The sequence below is a fragment of the Thalassotalea litorea genome, from assembly GCF_005843925.1.
Classification (GTDB): Bacteria; Pseudomonadota; Gammaproteobacteria; order Enterobacterales; family Alteromonadaceae; genus Thalassotalea_A; species Thalassotalea_A litorea_A.
Window position 1 is genome coordinate 127,655 of the sequence record NZ_VCBC01000012.1, and the last position, 21,535, is coordinate 149,189.

Consider the following 21,535-nt stretch of genomic DNA (forward strand, 5'->3'; position numbering starts at 1 on the left):
TAATCATGGCATCAATCCTTTGACGTTAACCGGCGGCTTCTCACCTTCGGCTTCTCCTTTATTTTTGGATTTAATGGCGATACCGCTGTGTTGATAGAAACTGTAATCTGGATATTTTCCAGGCCCATCAATGAGTAAGTGTTCCTTTTCATAAACCAGGTTCGACCGTTCATATTCCGCCAACTCGACATCCGGGGTAAGTTGGATGGCGTAGGTCGGGCAAGCTTCTTCACAAAATCCACAAAGAATGCAACGCGAAAAGTTAATGCGAAAAAATTCCGCCCGTTTACGGCCGTCAGGATCGGTGGTTTGTTGCAATGCAATACAATCGACCGGACAAGCCACAGCGCATAAATTACAAGCCACACATCGCTCCTCGCCGGAAGGGTCTCGCGTCAATACGATCCGCCCCCGATAGCGTGGTGCTAAATAGGGTTTCTGCTCAGGATATTCGACCGTATCGGCTTTGGTAAACGTGTGCTTAAGAACGAGCCACATGGTGCGAAACTGACTAAACATGAACACCTCCAAGCACACCGGTGAGCCTTAAAATAGCGGTCATCAGCAAATTGATTAGCGATAAGGGCAACATGACTTTCCAGCCAAAGGCAAGTAATTGGTCGAACCGGGGACGTGGTAGCGAAGTGCGAAGAAGAATAAAAAACATGATGAAAAATAGTACTTTAATCGTAAACCACACCATTGAAGGAATTTCACCAAGCACTGTATCGGCAAGAAAGCCCGGTGGTAAATATCCGCCAAAAAACAAGATTACGGTCATCGCCGATATTAGCGTGACGCCAAGGTATTCACCGAGAAAAAACAAGGCGAACTTAAACCCGGAATACTCGGTATGAAAGCCGGCAGTCAATTCTGTTTCCGCTTCCGGTAAATCAAATGGCAAGCGGTGACTTTCCGCAATACCAGCGACTAAGAATACGAAACATCCTAACCACTGACTGGTGATAAACCAGCTTTGTTGTTGGGCTTCCACTATGTCACGTAAGCTGAAACTACCCGCCAGTAACACTACCCCCATCATCGAAAGACCCATAAAGACTTCATAACTGATGGTTTGTGCCGCTGCACGCATACCCCCTAATAACGCATATTTATTGCGTGACGCCCAACCTGCCAAGACCACGCCGTAAACCGCTAAAGAGGTCATCGCGAGAAAGAACAATAAGCCGATATTTAAATCGCTGACGCCAATGGTTTTCGAGAAAGGAACCACCGCAAAACTCATTAATATGGTAATTGCGCCGATAAATGGCGCAAGCAGGAAGGTAAAACGATCGGCAAACTTGGGCGTAAACTCGTCTTTGCCAAGAATTTTTAACAGGTCGGCGATGGATTGTAATACACCACCTGGTCCAACGCGGTTCGGGCCAAGTCGATCCTGCCATATACCAATCATGCGGCGCTCCACCCAAACCAAAAAAGCGGCAATGAGGATCAGCGCCAGAATAATGATGGTCATTTCGATAAACGGAAATAGCGGTTCGATAAGGCCCATTAGCTCCCCTCCCCGACAATTTGGATAGGTATCCGCTGATCAGTTTGTTGCAACCGAGCCAGATTGCGATTTTTTTGCTGTAAAATTTGCTCTAAATTTTCGCTGAGTTGCTGCTGATGTGCGCTTATATCCGCGTCGCTAACCGTTGAAATGGATACGACCAGATCAAGCAAGGGGCTTGTATTGGCTCTGGGGTGATGCAGATAGGCCACGCCTTTGGCAATATCTGCGCAAGGGATAAGTTGCACAATGAATGATGAATTGTCGGTCAATTCGACACGGACATGACTGACTGTGCCCTGATTAAATTTACCGGTATCGTCGGTATTGATGAGTAAACAAGGCGGCGGCGCCATCAGATTGAACTCGGCAATTTTTCCCGCAAACTCATCATTGGCAAACAAGTGCTCTAACTGGCGAAGTTGAAGTCCGAGGATACGTTGTGACCTGTGGTTACGTTTGGCCGAAGATGATGTTTGAGCACGACTGGCACTCGGTTCGGATTGTCCAACCAAGCGGATCATGTCGGCACGATTGCTCATCACCCCACCCACTTTGACCTGATACTTACTGATAGATTGGTTGGAGTTCCATCCCGGCGCCCAGGAAAATGAACGTGGCAACGCATGGCCATAGCCATCGTCATTACCGGGTCCTTCCATGGAAAAACTATAAGGGGAATCAGAATCTACTGGGTTTTTCGGTTCATGGACGGTCTGATTGGCAATCATCGCCGTGCGCCCGGAATACCGCATCGGTTGACGTGCCGATTTGAATAGCAAATGCTGTGCAAACATTGCATTCATATCAGGGTATCCAGTTACATTGTCGGTAAGGTAGCTCCGCAATTGCGACAGCTTTTGTAAGCCAATAAGAGTGCCCTGGCCAAAGACATCATCGAGTAACTGACACCACTGCCAGCTACTATGCATGGGTTTTACTTGGGGTTTTACGGCGAAAAATGGTTGCGCCAGTCCTTGATAATTCACAGCGACGCCATCGCTTTCGGTAAATGCAGTCGCGGGCAAAACAATATCGGCAAGTTCTGACAACTGGTGCCGACTGTGGTCGATCACCACTAAGGTTTCGGCCTGTTCAGCCAATTGTTTTCGTTGTTCCGATGACCACGCTGGCAATGAGTTTTCCATGGCGATTACCGCACTTGAACTCAAATCTTTGGCTTGCAGTTGCTCAAGGCTTAGCGTGTGTTCATCCATTAAGCTTACCAAGCCCATCGCATTTACGGCATCAGGGAGCAATGCAAATTGCCAGTTTTTTGGGGCATGAGTCGCTAATTTTTCAACGGCCTGCAATAACGCTAAATGCCAATGGCTGCATCCGGCAATAATCACTGGCCGTTTCGCGTGTTGTAATGATTGAACAATGCGAGATAACAGTGTTTGCGACTCTGAGTGACTGCCTTCAGTACGCGTTTGCGCAAGGCCTAATGGGTGAGGGTTATTCGCGAAATCTGATATGTCCCTTGCCAGCTCAAGAATTTGTTCCGGTAGCATGGGCTCGCAAAAAGCGGCGACATCGTCAAGTTTGCAGCTTTTGCTTTGCAACAGGTAGAGATCCGAACGTAAATCCTGAGCGGCAGTTCTCACCGCATCATCCTGCCAGCGGGGGATCCCCATTTGCTCGGCTTTATCAAACGCGGCATTGCGGGTTGCCTGACGCACGGCGAGCGCAATGCGGGCTGACGTTTGCGTTAAATCTTCGTCAAGTACAATGATACAATCGCTTTGCTCAATATCGCTAATGCTCGCCTGGCGGTTTTGCAACATCAATGCCTGACACGAGCGAAGACACTCTTGTTGCAACTCGGTTAAACCACTGCAAAAATTTTCTCTACCGACTAATTGTTTTAATGCTGCATTACTTTCCTGGCTTGCTCTGGCCGAGCCGATACCAACAGTTGTTTTGGCGTTATGTCTTGCCATTGCGATTGAGAACTCATGGGGCTTAAATGCCGTAGCCAGCTCAATGCCAGAAATTTTATTGATCCTGTCATCACCATTGACGTAGGCAAAACCAAACCGTCCTTTATCACAAATAAAGTAGCCGTTGATATCATTATGATACCGATTGATCACCCGCCGGACGCTGCCATATCGCTCTCCGACGCTAATATTGCAACCGACGGCACAACCGTGGCAAATCGATGGTGCCGATTGTAAATCCCATTTGCGGGTATAGTGTGCGGCAAAAGGCTTATCGGTAAACACGCCAGTTGGGCAAACTTCAACAAGGTTGCCTGCAAATTCGCTTTCCAACACGCCGTCTTGCTGTCGCCCAAAGTACACTTGGTTTTTCGAGCCACAGGCGGAAAAGTCTTTGCCACCGGCATAATCTTTGTAAAATCGCTCACAGCGATAACAGGTGATACAGCGATTCATTTCATGATTTACCAAAGGGCCCAAATACTGATTGGTAAAGGTACGTTTAAGGCCTTGATATTGACGATGAGAATGCCCGGTCATTACGGTCATGTCTTGCAAATGACAAGCCCCACCTTCGCCGCAAACTGGACAGTCATGGGGGTGATTAGTCATCATCGCAGCGATGACTTGTTCTCGAAATTCAGCAGCAGGGGCATGCTCTAAGCCGAGAAACATACCATCGACCACGGGCGTCATGCACGCCATAATGGTTCTGCCTTTTTGCTGAGTTTCATCCGTAAACTGAGTTATCGCACATTGCCGACAGGCTCCAATGGATCCCATCGATGGATGCCAACAAAAATAAGGAAGGTTGTACTTTTTCGACAAAATCGCCGCCAGTAGGTTTTCCCCTTTTGGCAATTGCACCGCTTTGCCATCGACGTGCACAGTCACCAAATCTGTCTTTACTTCCATAGGTTTGGCGATTTCTGACTGCGTTGTCGATTGGTTAGGTTGAAATTTATCCATGGTCTAAATTTCCCCGTTAATGATGGCCGTGATAAGGACAACAATGCTTATCGATATGTTGTTCGAAATCGTCGTGAAAGTACTTTAGTGCACTTTGCAATGGTTCAACGGCGCCGGGCGCTAGCGCACAATGGGTTTTTCCGAGCCACATAAAGTCACAAAGTTTGTGTAAACTGTCGAGATCTTGCTTAGTCCCCTGACCTTGTTCAATGCGCGTTAATGTTTCCACAACCCAAGCGGTACCGTCACGACAAGGTGTACAAAACCCACAGGATTCCTGAGCAAAAAATTTCAACAGATTGAGTACCATGCCAACCGGACAATTGTGATCATCAAGGACAATGATGCCACCAGTGCCCAATCGACTTCCGGCCTGACTGACTTCGTCATACCCCATCACTAAATCGAGATGATCCGCCGTCAGAAAGTCCGTGGACGCTCCGCCCGGTAAAAAGCCTTTCAAATTAAGTCCTGGTTGCATACCGCCGGCATGTTTAAACAACAACTCACGTACTGTGATGCCCATAGGTAATTCCCACAAACCGGGTCTTTGTACTCGCCCACTGGCACCATATATTTTGGTGCCGGCATCCTGATTATTGGATAGCGCTTTAAACCAGCTTGGACCTTGATTAATGATGTGAGGCAGGTTCGATAAGGTTTCGACATTGTTGACTATGGTTGGCTTACCAAATAAGCCGCTGACTTGCGGAAATGGCGGTTTGGCTCTGGGGTTCGCCCGTTGCCCTTCTAAGGCATTAATTAACGCGGTTTCTTCGCCGCAAATATAACGACCAGCACTCGTGTGAAGGTATAAATCCAATTGATAGTCGCTTTGCTGAATGTTGCTACCAAGATATCCGTGCGCATAGGCTTCATCGATAGCCGTTTGCAAGCGCCTGGCGGCTAAGTGATATTCACCTCTGAGAAAAATAAAGGCTTTATTCGCGCCAATTGCGTAACTCGCAATAATCATCGATTCAATTAACTGGTGTGGCACACCCTCCAGCAACCAGCGATCTTTAAACGTGCCGGGCTCCATCTCGTCAGCATTGCAAATCAGATATTTATCTTCGGAATATCGAGGATCCTGGGGTTCAAAGTCCGGTACGAAACTCCATTTCATCGCCGTTGGAAAGCCAGCCCCACCACGTCCTTTTAATCCGGAATCTTTTACAACCGCCATCACCTCTGATGCCGACATTTGCAGCACCGCTTTTTTGACACTTTGATAACCACCAACATCAACGTAATCCGCCATCGCGAGTGGCTGAGCCAGGTTAATGTGTTTTGTTAACGGCGTTTCTGTCGTCATCAGTGCCTCGGTTTATTGTTTGAGATTTAGCGCATCTCTAATTTGTTGCGAATGTATCTGCTGGTTATTTCTGCGTTGTTTCTGGTTTCTTACCGCGTTCCTGTTGTAACTGCTGCAAAATGTCACGTGCAGACTGTGGTGTTAAATGCTCAAAGTGATCTTCGCCAATCATCATCGCTGGCGCTTTGTCACAACTCCCCAAACACGCATTGGTTAACAATGTAAACATGCCGTCCTCTGTAGTCTGGCCGTAACCAATCCCGAGTTGCGCTTTGATTGCTTCACTTACTGCCTGATAACCGGTCAGGTAGCAGCTGATGGAATCACACACATGAATCACATACCGACCAACCGGTTGGCGATAGATCAGGTTGTAAAACGTGGCGATGCCTTCGAGTTGACTGACTGTCATTTGCAAAAGCTCGGCGATGGCATATAGACTGTCATCGGATATCCAGCCACGGTTTTTCTGCACCAACTTTAACGCTTCGATCCCCGCCGCATGTCGCTTGCCCATGATGGATACTTCATGCTCAATGGCATCAATTTCATCCATGCTCAGATAGTCTCGATAGCTGAGCTGATTGATCTCAATATTGCCTTCCCCTGTGCGGGGTAATTGTGTTGCAAGAGACACGGTTATTTCCTTATTTGATTGTGTTGCATTTGATTGATTCCCTTATCTGTCAACATCGGCCATGACGTAATCAATGCTGCCCAGTGTGGCAATTAAATCCGCGACCATCTGCCCTTTCGAGATTAATGGCAGCATTTGTAAATGAGCAAAAGACGGGGTGCGAATACGGGTACGATAACTGACGGTGGAACCATCACTGACTAGGTGATATGCCATAATGCCTTTCGTGGCTTCGACACTAACACTGACCTCTCCGGCTGGGATCACAGGCCCCCAGGAAACATTGACAAAGTGCGGGATCAAAGTATCGATATCCTTCATGGTTCGGCTTTTATCCGGCGGAGTCGTTTGTGGATGTTCGGCTTTATAAGGCCCTTCTGGCATATTGTTGAGGCATTGTTCGATGATGCGGATGCTTTGTCGCATCTCCTCGACCCGCACCCGACAACGATCATAGCTATCGCCCTTGTGCCCAATCGGCACTTCAAATTCAAACTGATCATAGCCACCGTATGGACGTTGTTTTCGAAGATCCCAGGAATATCCCGTGGCACGCAAACCCGGACCAGTAACGCCATATTCGATGGCTTCCTCGGTGGTATATGCGCCGACATCAACGGTTCTGGCTTTAAGTAAGCGGTTTTGCATCACCATTTTTTCATATTCATCGAGGCGTTTTGGCAGATAATTAACGTATTCACGCACCAAAGTATCCCAGCCTTTCGGTAGATCCATTGCCACGCCACCAATGCGAAAATAACTCGGATGCATCCGAGCACCGGTAAATGCTTCGATGATGGCAAATAGCTTTTCACGGTCGATAAACATGTAAAAGATGGGCGACAGTGCCCCAACGTCCTGGGCAAAGGTTCCGTAAAAGAGTAAGTGGCTAAGAATGCGAAACATTTCGGCGGTCATAATGCGAATAACCTTCGCCCGTTCTGGCACTTCAATGCCCGCCAGTTTTTCAACCGCCATGACGTAGGGGAAGTTGTTCATTACCCCGCCGAGATAATCAATGCGATCCGTGTAGGGAATGTAGCTGTGCCAGGATTGCCGCTCTCCCATTTTTTCCGCGCCGCGGTGGTGGTAGCCGATATCCGGTACGCAGTCGACGATTTCTTCCCCTTCCATTTGCAGCACAATACGAAACGCGCCATGCACCGATGGATGATTGGGACCCAAATTGAGGAAGGTAAAATCCGCATCGGCACTTTGCCGTTTCATGCCCCAGTCTTCTGGACGAAACTTTAACGCCTGTTGCTCAATATCTTGCTGCTTGTCACTTAAGGTAAACGGTTCCATTTCGGTTGCGCGTGCCGGGTGGTCTTTGAGCAAGGGGTGGCCAACCCAAGTTGGTGGCATTAGGATCCGAGCCAGGTGCGGGTGATTGCTAAAACGAATGCCAAACATATCCCAAACTTCACGCTCATACCAATTTGCGTTTGCCCATATACCACAAACACTGTCGATGGATTTATCAGGTTCTGACAAGGCAACCTTGATACGAATATCCTGATTGCGTTGCATCGAACGAAGATGATACACCAGCGTGAAATCTCCACATTGACTGGTGAGTTTATTCTCCCGGACCCGCTCATCAACGGCAAACAGATCAAAACACATATCAAAACCATTGGGGATTTGTTGTTTTAACAATTGCATCAAACACAGCAATTGCGACTTTTCCAACCAATAGGTTTCTATTTGATCCTGGACTTGCTGTTCCTGTAATCCAAGGTCAGCGTTTATATGGGCAATTTCGTCGCGCAGCGTATAGTCATCGCCAGGTTGCCATGCACTAATATCTACGGGGTTTGCCTGATTCATATCTGGTCAGGCTCCTGCAAGTTTTTGGTATGAATTCGATGTTCATGTTTAATATCGCGCAATGAGGGTTTGGCAATTTCCTGTACCCCTTGCTCTCCTACCATATAGCTCAATGGCCTGGGTTGATGGGCTATCTTTTGTTGCAGTAATAACAATCCTTCCATCAACGCTTCCGGGCGCGGTGGGCAGCCAGGCACGTAAACATCCACGGGAATAAATTTATCAACCCCCTGAACCACGGAATAGATATCGTACATACCGCCGGAATTCGCGCATGAGCCCATGGAAATTATCCAGCGAGGTTCAAGTAATTGATCGTACAAGTGGCGAATCACAGGGGCCATTTTGCGAAAACAAGTACCGGATATCACCATTAAATCCGCCTGTCGGGGCGTGGCACGGATCACTTCGGCACCAAAGCGAGCAATATCATGCCGGGAGGTAAAACTTGTCGCCATTTCGACATAACAACAGGACAAGCCAAAGTTAAACGGCCATATTGAATTTTTCCGTCCCCAGTTAACCATGTCATCAAGCTTGGCAAATAGCACCGAACGTTTGAGATCTTCCTCGACGATATGTTTGGATTGGGACATTTGCCGATCAAGTTCGGCTTTGGTAAGAGACCATTCCATCGTTTATTGCCTCATGCGAGCTGGACGATGCTTGCGGATCAGTTCCAGAGCGCCAATGCGCCATAGATACACTAATGCCGCCAGCAAGATAGTGATAAAAATACTGGCTTCAATAAAACCCGCCATGCCGCTCTCATCAAATGCGATAACCCAGGCAAACAGAAAAATCGTTTCTAAGTCGAATATGACAAAGAATATGGCATACAGAAAAAAGTGATTGGTAAATCGGGTTTTGGGGGCATCGACAGGCACAATGCCGGACTCATAGGCGGTGTGAGTGTGGCGGCCTCGGGTTTTTGGACCGAGGAACATGGCCAAAGCAAGTACGCCCAATAAGAGGAAGATTAAAATGACAAAATAACTGGCGACGGGCCAGAGTTGATCAATGCTTGTTGCTACTGAGTTGTCTGTTATCACATTGGATCCTGAGATCTTAGATTAACGATAGACAACCAGACCTGTGATACGGCTAAGGCGACAAACTATCATGACCGAAATCCTGGCAGGGAAACCGATCGGTTAATTGTTATTGCTTAAAGAATAGTCAAAGAATCGTAAAAGCAACAAGTTAGAGGGAATATATGAGCGTTAGAAAGTGAAACTCCCGGAAGGTGGATAAATAAACCCGCTTCTTTGGGTGGAAATTGCGATAGATCATAATGGTGCGATAGTGCGAAATACGCATTGGCGACCATGCATCAGTCGATTCTATGATGCAGCATGCCTATATCATCCCGACGAAGCTCATCCATAGGAACACATGCATCAGTCGATTCTATGATGCAGCATGCCTAATCATCCCGACGAAGCTCATCCATAGGAACACATGCATCAGTCGATTCTATGATGCAGCATGCCTACATCCATTTAGCAAACCCTCCCTTGTTACCATCCATGGTACGGGAGGATACATAAACGGACTTATCGAATGTCGGGATATCAGGATGGCAATATCCCGACAAAGCACATCCATTTAGCAAACCCTCCCTTGTTACCATCCATGGTACGGGAGGATAAGCACATCCATTTAGCAAACCCTCCCTTGCTACCATCCATGGTACGGGAGGATAAGCACATCCATTTAGCAAACCCTCCCTTGCTACCATCCATGGTACGGGAGGATAAGCACATCCATTTAGCAAACCCTCCCTTGCTACCATCCATGGTACGGGAGGATAAGCACATCCATTTAGCAAACCCTCCCTTGCTACCATCCATGGTACGGGAGGATAAGCACATCCATTTAGCAAACCCTCCCTTGCTACCATCCATGGTACGGGAGGATAAGCACATCCATGTGCAAAAAAAAACCTCACATAAGTGAGGTTTCAAAGAAATTAACTGGAATTTCTTATTGTTGTTGTTCGATTACAAGGTTAACTTCCGTATTCTGAGAGGCATTTGAAGAAGTAAACATCGCGGATACTCCCAATACCAATACTGCGATAAATACAGTACTCAGCTTGACTTCCCTTAAAGACGATTTATTCATAACCTGTGCCTTCAAAAGTCGATGAATTGTTTATTAGCACAACCAATTTATCCCTTTTATACGTGGGTTACAAGGATAAACTTGATAAATATGCAAAAAAATTTGCATATTGTAAAAAATCGTCTAAGCACTCTGTGACATTTATCGTCCCACTCATTGAGCCGCGAAACTATCAGTAACCCTTATTTCTATCCACTATATAGCTAAGTCGCTGTCCTGACTGTAAATTTACATAGTGACTGGCGATTTGTTCAATGATATTTTGCTGCTTCGTAACTGCAGCAATATGCGGTGTTATCACCAGGTTACTTTGCTGCCAAAAAGGATGTTGCTGAGGTAAAGGCTCGGTTTTGAACACATCAAGGCAAGCACTGTGGATCACCTTGTGCTGTAACGCATACAGTAAATCCATTTCCACCACGGAATTACCACGACCAACATTGATAAATAACGCATGAGATTGCATTTGTTGAAAGAACCGTAAATTAAATAGATCATCCGTATGCTGGGTTGCGGGTAGCAAACTGACCACACAATCTGCATTTGAAACCACCTGCGTCAGGCCATCATCACCATGAAAGCAAGGGTAAGCTCTATCCGGTTTCGGACTATTACTCCAACCACTGATTTGAAACCCTCGATTAAGCAAGTCATTGGCTACTTGATGACCTAATTGCCCAACCCCCAATAAAGCCACAGATTTAACAGTCGTTGCCTTTCTCTCTTGCCACCGGCTTTGAGATTGTTGCTGGTTATAGGTGGTAAATTGATATTGAAAATTTAAAATCTGAGCCAATACATAGTCACACATTTGTTTGCTCAGGTTTTCCTCGACAATTCGGCACACGGGCACTTGCGGTAAATCCTTTAACGCTAAAATGCCATCTACCCCCGCCCCTAAAGAACAGATGGCTTTAAGATTTGGCAATTGAGATAGTAAATTTTCAGGACAATTCCATGCAACCACAAATTCGATGGCATCTAAGTTTGTAAGCTGCGGCCAAACCTGAATTTCTACATCTTTTAGAACGTCTGATAAACCAGACCTCAGGGGTTGTACATCTCGTCCTTGAATAATTAATGCGACTGTCATAAATGAATCCAACTTGTGGTTATTACTAACCTATAAAAAGAAAACTTTCAAAGACCACTACAAAAAACAAAAAATTATGACAACCCTTTGTTTTGTATGGTGCTAACAGCAGATGCTGACAAACAACGACCCATTAAAATTGTATCTATACCGGGACAAACCAGTATTAGATGAAAAAAATCTACACAATTTCATTGCACCTAATGGCTAGGTAAGGGAAAATACCTCGGTTTTTTACAGGGCGTTCACAAAACCCTGTTTGGATCAAGAGCGATAATAGGCATAAATATATGGCTCGTCTATAGTTCATCAAGCTAAGGTCATCCAAAGGTGTTAAACCCGATGAGATCACCAGGATTCTGAATGAGACTATCGCACCGATTAATTTTCCATATTCTAAATGAAAGGTCGTTTCTATGACCTTTGAATTATGACAATAAAAATTGCAATAAATGGCTTTGGCCGAATTGGCCGATCAATTTTGCGGGCTTTGTATGAAAGTGGCCGTACAGACGAATTTCGGATAGTAGCCATTAATGAACTGGCAAAGCCCGAAGGCATCGCGCATCTATTAAAATATGATACCAATCATGGCCGATTCTCTTTTGATGTGAGTTTATCCCATGGCTATTTAAATGTCGGTTCCGACGCCATTGCGCTAATCCATCAACCTGAAATTACCGGACTTCCCTGGGGAGAGCTGGACGTCGATATCGTGTTGGATTGTACCGGCATTTATCAGGGCAAACATGAAGCGTTAAAGCACATCGCTCAAGGCGCCAAAAAAGTTTTGTATTCCCAACCAGCATACAATGACGTAGATAAAACCATCATTTATGGCATTAATCACGACACTTTAGAAAGTCGCGATCAAATTATTTCCAATGGTTCCTGCACCACCAACTGTATCGTGCCGGTAATACAGGTGCTCGACAATGCCTTTGGTGTACAAAAAGGCACCATCACCACCATCCATTCCTCAATGCATGATCAACAGGTTATTGACGCTTATCACGATGACTTAAGACTTGCCCGAGCCGCCAGTCAATCGATTATTCCGGTCAATACCAAACTGGCCGCAGGCATCGAGCGGATATTACCGAAATTTGCCGGTCGTTTTGAAGCCATTGCCGTGCGGGTGCCAACGGTTAATGTTACCGCGATGGATTTAAGCGTAACACTTACCACCGATGTCGATATTAATGCGGTAAACAGCGCCCTTAACGAAGCCCAGCAAAGCGGGTTAAGCGGCATTCTCGGATTGACCATGGAACCCTTGGTATCTTCTGACTTTAATCATGATCCTCATTCTTGCATTGTTGACGGCAATCAAACGCGAGTTAGCCATAACCGACTGGTTAAATTACTGGTGTGGTGTGATAACGAATGGGGCTTTGCGAATCGAATGCTGGATACAACATCAGCAATATTTAATACCGCCGATTAGCCCACGAGGTAGTGAGAGCCAGCGGCGTCATCAAAAACTTGTAGCTTAATGGAGAAAACTCATGTCTGTCATCAAAATGACTGAACTTGATTTAGCGAACCAACGGGTACTTATCCGTGAAGATTTGAATGTTCCGATAAAAGACGGAAAAATCACCTCTGACGCCCGATTGAAGGCCGCCCTACCAACAATTAAACTTGCCCTGGAAAAAGGCGCAAGCGTCATGGTAATGTCGCACCTTGGGCGTCCGGTCGAAGGTGAATTTGATGCCCAGTTTTCATTACAACCTGTCGCCGACTACCTTAAAGCGGCTCTGAATGTACCTGTGCGATTAGTCACTGACTATTTAGAAGGCACGCAACAGCAACAAGGTGAAGTATTGCTCTTTGAAAACGTTCGCTTTAATAAAGGTGAAAAGAAAAACGAGCAGACATTGGCCAAACAATTGGCCGCACTTTGTGATGTGTTTGTGATGGACGCCTTTGGCACCGCGCATCGCGCTCAGGCGAGTACTTATGGCGTTGCTCAATTCGCTCCTATTGCCTGCGCAGGTCCATTACTTGCCAATGAGTTATCTGCCTTAGGTCAAGCGTTGAATAATCCGGCTCGACCTATGGTAGCAATTGTGGGTGGTTCAAAAGTATCAACCAAATTGACCGTTTTGGATTCTCTTTCAGGCATTGTTGACCAATTGATTGTTGGTGGTGGTATCGCCAATACGTTTATTGCCTCTCAAGGGCACAGCGTTGGAAAATCTTTGTATGAAGCCGATTTAGTCGAAGAAGCGCAGCGCCTGCTAAACGCCGCACAACAATCCGGTGGCGATATTCCAATTCCGAGCGACGTCATTGTCGGTAGTGAATTTTCAGAAAGCGCGATTGCAACCACTAAACCTGTGGCTGAAGTCACTGATCAGGATATGATTTTTGATATTGGCCCAGATTCGGCCAATACTTTAGCTAGCATCCTGGAAAATGCTGGCACGATTGTCTGGAACGGTCCGGTTGGCGTATTCGAATTCGATCAGTTCGGAAAAGGCACTGAAATCATTGCCAAAGCGATTGCGCAGTCAAAGGCATTTTCCATAGCCGGAGGTGGTGACACGCTAGCCGCCGTCGATAAATATGGTATCGCCGATAAAGTTTCTTATATTTCAACCGGTGGTGGTGCCTTTCTTGAATTCCTGGAAGGAAAGAAATTACCCGCAGTCGCCATCCTTGAAGAACGCGCAGCACAACTAAAATAATAAAATTATATTGCGGCGAAAACAAAAGAAAAACGAGTGGCGGTCTTACCGCCCTTTTATTATTGCAGGAGAATTTTTATGCCTTTAATTTCTATGCGTCAAATGCTGGATCATGCTGCAGAGCACGATTACGGTATTCCGGCGTTTAACGTCAATAACCTGGAGCAGGTTCGCGCAATTATGATGGCCGCTAAAGCGACCAATAGCCCCGCGATCTTGCAGGCTTCAGCAGGTGCGAGAAAGTATGCCGGTGCACCATTTTTACGTCACTTAATTCAAGCCGCTATCGATGAATTTCCTGAGATCCCGGTGGTAATGCATCAGGATCACGGAACCTCACCAGCCGTTTGCCAACGCTCTATTCAGCTCGGTTTTTCATCGGTGATGATGGATGGCTCGTTAATGGATGATGGCAAAACCCCGTCCAGTTACGAATATAATTTAGAAGTGACACAGCAAACGGTGGCCATGGCTCACGCCTGTGGAGTTAGTGTCGAAGGTGAGCTCGGTTGTCTTGGTTCGCTTGAAACTGGTATGGCCGGCGAAGAAGATGGGGTTGGCGCCGAAGGTGTGCTGAGTCATGATCAATTATTAACAGATCCTGAAGAAGCAGCGGATTTTGTCGCCAAAACTCAGGTAGATGCTTTGGCAATCGCCTGTGGTACTTCCCATGGCGCATACAAGTTTACCCGTCCACCAACAGGCGACATTCTCGCCATTGATCGCATCAAAGAAATTAATCGTCGCATCCCAAATACTCATTTGGTTATGCACGGCTCTTCATCGGTGCCTCAGGATTGGTTAGCGGTAATTAATGAATACGGTGGTGCGATCCCAGAAACTTACGGTGTGCCCGTTGAGCAAATTCAAGAAGGCATTAAAAATGGCGTTCGTAAAGTAAATATCGACACTGACTTACGTTTGGCGTCTACCGGGGCAATTCGTCGCTTCCTCGCTCAAAATCCAAGTGAATTTGACCCGCGTAAATATCTGGCAGTAACCACGCAAGCGATGTATGAAATCTGTAAAGCTCGTTACGAAGCGTTCAATACTGCCGGCCAAGCCGATAAAATTAAGCCGATTTCTTTAGATGATATCGCAATCAAGTACAGCCAGGGTCAGCTCGCCGCATTGATAAAGTAATTTGTCTGGCACTTACTCGATAACGAATATTTGCAACGTTCTTTGGTAAAAAACTTCGAGCAGTGGTCAATTAATTGACGACTGCTCGTTTTTTTTGGATATAATGGCCACAACCCTCTAATAACAACACAACAAGGCTGATGGATACCATCAGTGATGGCTATGAACAGAATAATAACGTTGCTCGGCTTAAGCGCCCTTTCTTTTTCCTTGTTGGCTGCTCAGGATTCGGAAAATATTTCTGAAGCAAACGAAGCCTTGGTTCGCACACTCTATGATGAAAAAGAGCTGACATGTTATAACTTTACCGACGAAATTCCGCCGGAAGAATACATTGCATTACCAGAGTGTAATAACATCCCCTCTTCATTTACCGGTGCATTTGAAATCGGTGCGTTCTTTAAAACAGATGTGCGTAATTCTGCGTTTGCAAAAACCGGACTCGATTTAGATCACGAACGGGGAAAGTTAAGAACCAATGTCCGTCTTGACTTATTTGTTCGAAAAACAGAACAGACAGATTCTGACACTCAAGAAACGGATTACGAAACAACCGATCAAAAGTGGTCTTCGACAATTCAAAGTAATTACACCTTTGAGCGAGGCGGTAAAAACTACGGTTTTGGCTTTGGTTCATACGAAGATGACCGCTTTAACGGATTTGAGTATCAAAGCTCAATCGCAGCGGGTTGGGGTCGCCGTTGGTTTGAAGACGACATTTCTTATTTTGATGCGGAAATCGGTCCGGGTTATAAAATTGACGAGTTGAGCAACCCTCAACCTGACGAAGACAAAACTCAAAAAGCATTTATTGTTCGTACCGCTGCGACTTATGAAACCCGGGTATTCGAGTCGATTCAATTTAAACAAATCGTCAGTGCAGAATTAGCACCGAAAAGTGGCGAAAGCAGTAAATATAAATCGATCACAGCGTTTAGTACTCAACTGATCGACGCCTTAGCACTAAAGTTTGCATTCACGGTTGATTATAATAGTAAGGTTCAGGGGAACATCCAAAAAACCCGTACCGAAACGTCACTTACGCTGGTTTACAGTATTTAGATTGACCCGATTGTATGTAACAACGAGTAAGGTATTTCAATGAATTTAGCCGATATTGATTTAAACTTACTCGTTGCTTTCGATATTCTCCTGAGAGAGAAAAACGTAAGCAGAGCCGCTGAACAACTAAATATTACCCAGCCGGCAATGAGCAGTAGCTTAAAACGTTTACGAAAACTGCTCAACGATCCGGTGTTGGTCAGAACGTCAGAAGGTATGCAACCTACCGAAAAAGCGAAAAAATTAGCGCCAAAATTAAGAAAAATACTCCTCGATTTAACCGACGCCCTACAAAAAGTCGATAGTTTCAACCCGAAGACTAGTCAACGTTTATTCCGCATTATGGCAAGTGACTATGCGGCTTCAACACTGTTGCCATCACTATTAAACCAGCTAAATGAGTTAGCCCCAGGCATCACTTTGGACATCATGACACCGAGCGATGTCGATTTCGTTGATGTAGAAAATGGCAAGATTGATATGGCCATTAACCACTTTGAAAAACTGCCACAGTCTTTCCACCAAAAAGTGCTGTGGCAAGATAGTTTTTCCTGTATCACTCACAGTGACAATCCGCAGACATCACCACTGACATTAGAAAACTACCTGAAAGCACAACATGTTTGGGTTTCAAAAACCGGTTTTGGTGTGGGTGTGGGTATGAACCCCAAAGACGTACAAAAACTTGGCTGGGTAGATGAAGCCTTGGCGAAAATCGGTGAAAAACGCAAAATCAAACTGTTTACGCGTAATTATCAGGTCGCGATGCAGTTGGCCCACGATGATCACCTATTGGCGACTCTGCCGAGCAAAGCCGCAAATATTCACGCTTCGCGCCCAAATTATACTGTGCAAGCCCCGCCGTTTGTCATTCCAGACATCGAATTAAAGATGATATGGAGCCCACTCATCCACCATGAGCCTAGCCATATCTGGCTGCGACAACAGGTAATAGAGGCAGCCAAGCGAGTCTAATTACTCGCATCAAATGGCATGCCTTTTTCCCTCTGTCGGGCCACGCTTAATAATTAACACTTAAGACGAGCGTCGACGACAACCTATCAACAATAGACCCGCCGCAAGTAACAGCAGACTTCCAGGCTCAGGAACCGGTTGTGGTTCTGTCGGAGGTATGGTCTCATCTGGCCCAGTACCATCCGGATTATTGCCATTGCCGCCACCAGGATCCGTCGGACCCGTTAAATCACCGCCATTGCTATCTGGAATGCGAGTATAAATCGATGTAATAAACACCTCACCTTCGCTGCTCGCCCCAGCATAGTCAAAGTTGACTTCTAAGTAGGTCACAATACCTAATGGGTTGGCATTCGGATCATTACTAACAATATATAACGTCCCGCCCTGCTCTGATTGGCTAACTTGATATTGCAAACCTTCAAAGTCGACAGTCTCGCCTTCGTAGGTAAAGGTAAATTGAAGAAATTCGCCTACACCCAAAGTTTCCAATGGATTTGAACCACAGCCACGATTTCCTCGACAGGCAAGCAGACCATTATCAGGGTCGAGTAGCTCATTAAAGTCAGCGGCATTATCTATGGTAAGACTGAGCCCTGGTTCAATAATATCCAAGGGCAAAGAAAAGTTTTGGGAATTACTTTTAACTGTGCGTTGATTCGCCAGTTTTTTAAAGTCAACAAGTTGCACGAGCTCGGCCAGAGTGCCAGAGCTGAATACAACCAACAGCGTTAAAAGGGTAATCCTGAAAACGTTAATCAATTTCATATTACAACTCCAAACATCGGGATATGAAAACATCGATAAAACAACGTTTATTAATTTTACCCCGCAAGTATAGTACAAATTAGAAAAATCAATTTTGACAGCTGGATAGCAGAAATTAAGGTGTTCCGATGGTATTGGATACGAAACAGCGATGTGGCGACAGATAGGCGCCCGAACGGCCATAGACAGGCTTTTATGGCTCGAGAGGATAAGTACATCCATAACAACCCCTCTCTAACACCATCCATGGCTCGAGAGGATAAGACCATCCATAACAAACCCTCTCTAACACCATCCATGGCTCGAGAGGATAAGACCATCCATAACAAACCCTCTCTAACACCATCCATGGCTCGAGAGGATAAGTACATCCATAACAAACCCTCTCTAACACCATCCATGGCTCGAGAGGATAAGTACATCCATAACAAACCCTCTCTAACACCATCCATGGCTCGAGAGGATAAGTACATCCATGTACAAAAAAAAAGGCCGCGATGCGGCCTTTTCAATTCAAAGATTAGAATCTTCGATTAATAAAGTGTTGCGTCTGCTTTTGATAACGTACGGACAATTTCCGCGTTAGCTTTAAGCTGTTCGATATAGGTTGCATAAGTAGATTGAGACAACATACGTTGTTGTTGCTCAGCCAGGTTCGCATCTTGCGCACCGGCAGTACCTTCATCGACGGCAACAACTTGTAACACCGCATAGTCACCATTCGCTAGTTCAATACTGCTAAGGGATAACTCATCAGCTTGTGGTTGCGGTAATGTAAATGCATTTTTCACAATCGCACCATCAACGGTCGCATCCATTCTTGTCAGCGCTGCATGCTCAACAAATTCTGAATTCAACTCAGTCAAGGCCACATCTACGTCATTACCTGATTTCACTGCTTCGATAATTTCATCAGCTTTAGTGCGTGCGATTTCAGTTGCTTTTTGTTGAGTCAGAAGAACGGTAATTTCCTGCTGTACGTCAGCCAATGGCTTAGTATCCGCCGCTTGGTAATCTGCAATACGGATAACAATCGATTGCTGCTCAGGCGTTACTTCATAAACGTCAGAGTTCAGACCGTCTTCCATCAACTCAACTGAAAATGCTGTGGCAATTAAATCCGCGTTATTAAATGGCGCGACATTGCCTGAGCGAGTTAACCAATCACTGGTTTTAACATCGGTATTCAGTGCTGTTGCTACTTCTTCCAACGAATCTGAACTTTCAAAGCTCAGCTGCTCCATCGTCGTTTGTTGTTCATAAAACAACTCAAGCGCCTGATCGTTTTTCATGGTTGCCAGAATTTCATCTTTGACTTCATCAAAGGTTTTGATCTGCTCCGCTTCCATATCCGTCATTTTGATGATGTGGAAACCAAAATCGGTTTCGACTAAATCAGCAACCGGACTTTCTTCCGATGCAGAAAACAAAGCGTTGTCCATAGACTCTTCATCCATAGAACCTTGCGTTTGCCAATCAAGATCACCGCCATTCTCGGCGCTGAAAGTATCCGCTGAATACTCTAATGCCAGTGCGGCAAAATCATCACCAGCTTTGGCTTTGGCAAGCGCTTCTTCAGCTTTTGCCTGAGCCGCGGCTTTATCTTCACCAAACTCGACCAAGATATGCGCCGCACGTCGACGTTCTTGTTTTGTGTATGACGTTTTATTCTCTTCATAAAACTCTTGAGCTTGAGCTTCAGTAACAGCAACTTCACCAGCAATGTCATTCAGGTTTAATTCGACATATTCCACTTTGACCATTTCAGGCGTTGCAAAACGACCTTGATTCGCCTGGTAATACTCTTCAACCTCTTGTTCGCTAATTTCAATACCGTCTTTAAAACCTTCCGTTGACAAGATTGCATAACGAACGTCACGACTTTGATTAATCAGCTTTACCATCATTTCCTGTTGGTAAGGCAAGCTAAATTCTGTCGTGCTAATGCTTTGAACCAACTGCTGACGTACCATGGTTTCATTCAGATAACGACTGAATGAAGACGCGTCATAAAAGCCGGCTTGCTGAATTAGTGCTTGAAAACGAGCGTTGTCAAACTTGCCATCCAATTGAAATTCAGGCATTTCAAGAATAGTTTGCTTAATTTGTGCATCGCCAACGCGAAGATTCAGGGCAATGGCGTTTTGATCCAGCAATTCTTCACTGATCAATTGTTCCAGAACACTCTCTCTCAGGTTTGCCATATATGCATCATTGGCTTCCAGTGTCGCAAACATTTCACCGAACTGGCTTTGCATCCGATTACGTTGCTGACGATAAGCTTCCTGAAACGCTTGTTGACTGATCGGTTCGCCGTTTACTGTGGCGACTGACGTATCTACGGTATTTGTGTAGCTTCCTACACCGGCAAATATAAAGGTAGCAATAACCAAACCAAGAATGACTTTGGCGGTAACTCCTTTCGAGCCTTCTCTAATTCTTTCTAACATGAGTGTCTCTTTTTAATTCAGGACCTTAAAAATTTATCGCCTGATTGTAGCAAAAGCCTTTCAGTGCTCCTAGTGAATATTGCAAAAAAAATGACTTATTGTTAATCAGAATAAGGGGTAGAGAAACACAAGCGTTGCTCTTTGTGTAGTTAATCAATGAAATGTAAAATCGATGTTAAGCTTTGATTGGATTCTCAATCAAAAAAAATTGACGACAAAGCGACGACAAAAAGATTTTCTAACGCAAATCAACACTACAACTGAAAGACAGCCGGTGCCATTGGATTTGCACCCAGTGAATTAACGAGTCGGCGACAAGTTATGGTTAAGATTATTGCGACCAGGAGTCCCATTTTTGATTTGCGGTATCGTGAGAGCTGATACCAACATTTAAGCCATTGATTAATGGTTCCTGTAAATCGGGACTTAACCCCGCTTCAACATAATTCAATATCTGTACGTTGCCTTTAAGTTTAAAAGGGTATTTTTGATACATTTGATAAGCCAGCAAGGGCTCTACCATACCATTTAGCCAAACTTTATAAAAATAGACATCCTGTTCAGAACCATCGTCCATCGTTACCATACCGTCCTGGGCATAGGACCATGCATCTGCCGATAAACTTAACTCTGCCAATTTGGCTTCCGCATTATTCACCGCCATTTCCTGGGTTTCCGCTTCAAAATCGATAACAGTAGGATGGTTATCTAGCACGGAGATCACGAATGGCACCATAAGCTCCCTTTCTTTTAGTTCATCACCAATTGACGCGCTATGCGCCACGATAAAGCCTAACAGCTGCCCGATATTTTCATGATCCACTGTGTTCTCCGAATTCAAATTGTTGTTAAATATGAGAATAGTTCAAATGTCGGGTTTTAACTTGTACTCGCTTCGAATTATTTTGATCATCGTGAAAGGAAATGGCTTTGATCAATGTCCTATGGAGTACTGGCTGAGAATCAAAACACAGAGGTGGCGTGGATAAATCGGGGGGTGCGGTGACAAATAGC

Annotated in this window: 19 protein-coding genes; 5 read left to right on the forward strand and 14 right to left on the reverse strand. The window is 45.4% G+C overall.

The features are described from left to right. Positions 1-3: 3 nt before the first annotated feature. From nuoI to FE810_RS12885, 11 genes are all read right to left on the reverse strand, one after another. On the reverse strand, positions 4-519 hold the full coding sequence (gene nuoI / locus FE810_RS12840) for an NADH-quinone oxidoreductase subunit NuoI (RefSeq protein ID WP_138320466.1): 516 nt from the start codon (positions 517-519) through the stop codon (positions 4-6). Next, positions 512-1,516, reverse strand: a complete 1,005-nt coding sequence (gene nuoH / locus FE810_RS12845) for an NADH-quinone oxidoreductase subunit NuoH (protein WP_138320467.1) — start codon at positions 1,514-1,516, stop codon at positions 512-514. Before nuoH ends, nuoI begins: the two co-directional genes overlap by 8 nt. Next, positions 1,516-4,428, reverse strand: coding sequence for an NADH-quinone oxidoreductase subunit NuoG (gene nuoG, locus FE810_RS12850; protein ID WP_138320468.1), 2,913 nt, complete (start codon positions 4,426-4,428; stop codon positions 1,516-1,518). The genes nuoH and nuoG overlap by 1 nt, the downstream gene beginning before the upstream one ends. 16 nt (positions 4,429-4,444) lie before the next feature. Beyond that, complete coding sequence (gene nuoF / locus FE810_RS12855) at positions 4,445-5,743, reverse strand: NADH-quinone oxidoreductase subunit NuoF (RefSeq protein WP_138320469.1); 1,299 nt, start codon at positions 5,741-5,743, stop codon at positions 4,445-4,447. A gap of 64 nt (positions 5,744-5,807) precedes the next feature. Then, positions 5,808-6,380, reverse strand: a complete 573-nt coding sequence (nuoE, locus tag FE810_RS12860; RefSeq protein WP_246037055.1) for an NADH-quinone oxidoreductase subunit NuoE — start codon at positions 6,378-6,380, stop codon at positions 5,808-5,810. A gap of 42 nt (positions 6,381-6,422) precedes the next feature. After that, positions 6,423-8,210, reverse strand: a complete 1,788-nt coding sequence (gene nuoC / locus FE810_RS12865) for an NADH-quinone oxidoreductase subunit C/D (RefSeq protein ID WP_138320470.1) — start codon at positions 8,208-8,210, stop codon at positions 6,423-6,425. Further along, positions 8,207-8,845: a NuoB/complex I 20 kDa subunit family protein gene (locus FE810_RS12870; protein ID WP_138320471.1), complete on the reverse strand. Its 639-nt coding sequence runs from the start codon at positions 8,843-8,845 to the stop codon at positions 8,207-8,209. The genes nuoC and FE810_RS12870 overlap by 4 nt, the downstream gene beginning before the upstream one ends. A 3-nt stretch (positions 8,846-8,848) precedes the next feature. After that, positions 8,849-9,262, reverse strand: coding sequence for an NADH-quinone oxidoreductase subunit A (ndhC, locus tag FE810_RS12875; RefSeq protein WP_246037056.1), 414 nt, complete (start codon positions 9,260-9,262; stop codon positions 8,849-8,851). A 522-nt stretch (positions 9,263-9,784) separates the two neighbouring features. After that, complete coding sequence (locus FE810_RS12880; RefSeq protein WP_138320472.1) at positions 9,785-10,138, reverse strand: hypothetical protein; 354 nt, start codon at positions 10,136-10,138, stop codon at positions 9,785-9,787. Between the two features lie 58 nt (positions 10,139-10,196). Continuing rightward, entirely contained in the window at positions 10,197-10,337 is a 141-nt protein-coding gene (locus FE810_RS17100; RefSeq protein ID WP_171022357.1) for a hypothetical protein, read from the reverse strand. Positions 10,338-10,509: 172 nt separating this feature from the next. After that, positions 10,510-11,430: a 2-hydroxyacid dehydrogenase gene (locus FE810_RS12885; RefSeq protein WP_138320473.1), complete on the reverse strand. Its 921-nt coding sequence runs from the start codon at positions 11,428-11,430 to the stop codon at positions 10,510-10,512. A 430-nt stretch (positions 11,431-11,860) separates the two neighbouring features. Between FE810_RS12885 and epd the strand changes: the two genes are divergently transcribed. The 5 genes from epd (at position 11,861) to FE810_RS12910 (ending at position 17,303) form a co-directional block, all read left to right on the forward strand. After that, positions 11,861-12,877, forward strand: a complete 1,017-nt coding sequence (epd, locus tag FE810_RS12890) for an erythrose-4-phosphate dehydrogenase (protein ID WP_138320474.1) — start codon at positions 11,861-11,863, stop codon at positions 12,875-12,877. A 61-nt stretch (positions 12,878-12,938) separates the two neighbouring features. Then, positions 12,939-14,123 (forward strand): phosphoglycerate kinase, encoded by a 1,185-nt coding sequence (locus tag FE810_RS12895; RefSeq protein ID WP_138320475.1) that lies wholly within the window; start codon positions 12,939-12,941, stop codon positions 14,121-14,123. Between the two features lie 78 nt (positions 14,124-14,201). Beyond that, entirely contained in the window at positions 14,202-15,266 is a 1,065-nt protein-coding gene (gene fba, locus FE810_RS12900; RefSeq protein WP_138320476.1) for a class II fructose-bisphosphate aldolase, read from the forward strand. 162 nt (positions 15,267-15,428) lie between these two features. Beyond that, positions 15,429-16,328, forward strand: a complete 900-nt coding sequence (locus FE810_RS12905) for a DUF481 domain-containing protein (RefSeq protein ID WP_171022358.1) — start codon at positions 15,429-15,431, stop codon at positions 16,326-16,328. A gap of 39 nt (positions 16,329-16,367) precedes the next feature. Then, entirely contained in the window at positions 16,368-17,303 is a 936-nt protein-coding gene (locus tag FE810_RS12910; protein WP_138320478.1) for a LysR family transcriptional regulator, read from the forward strand. Between the two features lie 60 nt (positions 17,304-17,363). Here the strand turns inward: FE810_RS12910 and FE810_RS12915 are convergent, their stop codons facing one another. The 3 genes from FE810_RS12915 to FE810_RS12925 form a co-directional block, all read right to left on the reverse strand. Then, on the reverse strand, positions 17,364-18,071 hold the full coding sequence (locus FE810_RS12915; RefSeq protein WP_138320479.1) for a PEP-CTERM sorting domain-containing protein: 708 nt from the start codon (positions 18,069-18,071) through the stop codon (positions 17,364-17,366). 533 nt (positions 18,072-18,604) lie between these two features. Further along, complete coding sequence (locus FE810_RS12920) at positions 18,605-20,521, reverse strand: SurA N-terminal domain-containing protein (RefSeq protein ID WP_138320480.1); 1,917 nt, start codon at positions 20,519-20,521, stop codon at positions 18,605-18,607. Between the two features lie 331 nt (positions 20,522-20,852). Continuing rightward, positions 20,853-21,344, reverse strand: coding sequence for a hypothetical protein (locus tag FE810_RS12925; protein WP_138320481.1), 492 nt, complete (start codon positions 21,342-21,344; stop codon positions 20,853-20,855). Positions 21,345-21,535: the final 191 nt, after the last annotated feature.

Bases quoted from the DNA above. Each gene is read 5' to 3' on its own strand.
- nuoG (WP_138320468.1), bottom strand. From the start codon at position 4,428: ATGGATAAATTTCAACCTAACCAATCGACAACGCAGTCAGAAATCGCC.
- FE810_RS12880 (WP_138320472.1), bottom strand. From the start codon at position 10,138: ATGTGCTTATCCTCCCGTACCATGGATGGTAGCAAGGGAGGGTTTGCT.
- FE810_RS12885 (WP_138320473.1), bottom strand. From the start codon at position 11,430: ATGACAGTCGCATTAATTATTCAAGGACGAGATGTACAACCCCTGAGG.
- epd (WP_138320474.1), top strand. From the start codon at position 11,861: ATGACAATAAAAATTGCAATAAATGGCTTTGGCCGAATTGGCCGATCA.
- FE810_RS12870 (WP_138320471.1), bottom strand. From the start codon at position 8,845: ATGGAATGGTCTCTTACCAAAGCCGAACTTGATCGGCAAATGTCCCAA.
- FE810_RS12895 (WP_138320475.1), top strand. From the start codon at position 12,939: ATGTCTGTCATCAAAATGACTGAACTTGATTTAGCGAACCAACGGGTA.
- nuoC (WP_138320470.1), bottom strand. From the start codon at position 8,210: ATGAATCAGGCAAACCCCGTAGATATTAGTGCATGGCAACCTGGCGAT.
- FE810_RS12910 (WP_138320478.1), top strand. From the start codon at position 16,368: ATGAATTTAGCCGATATTGATTTAAACTTACTCGTTGCTTTCGATATT.
- FE810_RS17100 (WP_171022357.1), bottom strand. From the start codon at position 10,337: ATGAATAAATCGTCTTTAAGGGAAGTCAAGCTGAGTACTGTATTTATC.
- FE810_RS12905 (WP_171022358.1), top strand. From the start codon at position 15,429: ATGAACAGAATAATAACGTTGCTCGGCTTAAGCGCCCTTTCTTTTTCC.
- nuoF (WP_138320469.1), bottom strand. From the start codon at position 5,743: ATGACGACAGAAACGCCGTTAACAAAACACATTAACCTGGCTCAGCCA.
- fba (WP_138320476.1), top strand. From the start codon at position 14,202: ATGCCTTTAATTTCTATGCGTCAAATGCTGGATCATGCTGCAGAGCAC.
- nuoH (WP_138320467.1), bottom strand. From the start codon at position 1,516: ATGGGCCTTATCGAACCGCTATTTCCGTTTATCGAAATGACCATCATT.
- nuoI (WP_138320466.1), bottom strand. From the start codon at position 519: ATGTTTAGTCAGTTTCGCACCATGTGGCTCGTTCTTAAGCACACGTTT.
- FE810_RS12915 (WP_138320479.1), bottom strand. From the start codon at position 18,071: ATGAAATTGATTAACGTTTTCAGGATTACCCTTTTAACGCTGTTGGTT.
- FE810_RS12920 (WP_138320480.1), bottom strand. From the start codon at position 20,521: ATGTTAGAAAGAATTAGAGAAGGCTCGAAAGGAGTTACCGCCAAAGTC.